General features: G+C 64.1%; 1 protein-coding gene. It reads right to left on the bottom strand.

Features of this window, described 5'->3' with window-relative positions; translation table 11 throughout:
• Position 1: 1 nt before the first annotated feature.
• Positions 2-1,330, bottom strand: a 1,329-nt coding sequence (locus tag ED208_RS16910) for a UDP-glucose dehydrogenase family protein (RefSeq protein WP_123213107.1), incomplete at its 5' end; no start/stop codon positions are given.

Here is a 1,330-nt window from a genome sequence, read left to right as displayed (position 1 = left end):
GTCAGGCCGGTTTTCGTCCGATGCTGTAGTACTGGAAGCCAGCTTTCTTGAGGTAGGCGGGATCGTACTGGTTGCGGCCGTCGAAGATGACCGGCTGCTTGAGCAGCTTGGCCAGGGTGGCAAAGTTGGGGGAAGCGAAGACCTTCCACTCGGTGACCAGGGCCAGTGCGTCGGCGCCTTCGGCGGCGTCCTCCGGCGACTTGGCATAGACCAGATCGGCACGGTCGCCGTAGATGCGATGGGTTTCATGCGCCGCCACCGGATCGTAGGCCCGCACCTTGGCGCCCGCCGCCCACAGGGCCTCCATCAGATTGCGGCTCGGCGCCTCGCGCATGTCGTCGGTGCGCGGCTTGAAGGCCAGGCCCCAGAGACCGATGGTCTTGCCGGCCAGATCGCCCCCGAAGTGAGCACTGATCTTCTCGAACAGCACGCCCTTCTGCTGGTTGTTGACGTCTTCCACGCCCTGCAGCACCGCCGCCTCGAAGCCGACTTCCTCGGCCATGTGGATCAGCGCCTTCACGTCCTTCGGGAAGCAGGAGCCGCCATAGCCGCAACCCGGATAGATGAACTGGTAGCCAATGCGCGGATCCGAACCGATGCCGATGCGCACCTTCTCGATGTCCGCTCCCAGCTTCTCCGCCAGGTTGGCCATCTCGTTCATGAAGCTGATCTTGGTCGCCAGCATCGCGTTGGCGGCGTACTTGGTCATCTCCGAGGAGCGCACGTCCATCACCACCACCCGGTCGTGATTGCGGTTGAACGGCGCATAGAGCTGCTGCATGTGCTCGGTCGCCCGCAGACTGTCGGAGCCCACCACGATACGGTCCGGCTTGGTGAAGTCGGCAATCGCCGCGCCTTCCTTGAGGAACTCCGGGTTGCTCACCACATCGAACTCGTGGCTGGCGCCCCGGGCCTTGAGCTCGGCGGCCACCGCCGCGCGCACGCGGTCGGCGGTGCCGACCGGCACTGTTGACTTGCTGATGACCACCCGGTAGCCGTCGATGTACTGGCCGATGGACTTGGCCACCGCCAGCACGTACTTCATGTCCGCCGAACCGTCTTCATTGGGCGGCGTACCCACCGCGATGAACTGGTACAGGCCGTGCTTGGCACCTTCCTCAGCGGAGGTGGTGAAGCGGATGCGGCCGGCTTCGTAATTGCTCTTCAGCAGCTCCGACAGCCCCGGTTCGTAGATCGGCGACTCGCCACGCCGCAGCATCGCCACCTTGCGCTCGTCCACGTCCACGCACAGCACGTCGTTGCCAACCTCGGCAAAACAGACCGCCGTGACCAAGCCTACGTAGCCAGAGCCGAATATGGTGATGTTCAT

It is taken from the genome of Stagnimonas aquatica (assembly GCF_003730135.1).
Lineage (GTDB): Bacteria > Pseudomonadota > Gammaproteobacteria > Nevskiales > Nevskiaceae > Stagnimonas > Stagnimonas aquatica.
Note: the sequence above shows the minus strand (reverse complement) of the source record. Positions and strands in the feature narration are given on the sequence as shown.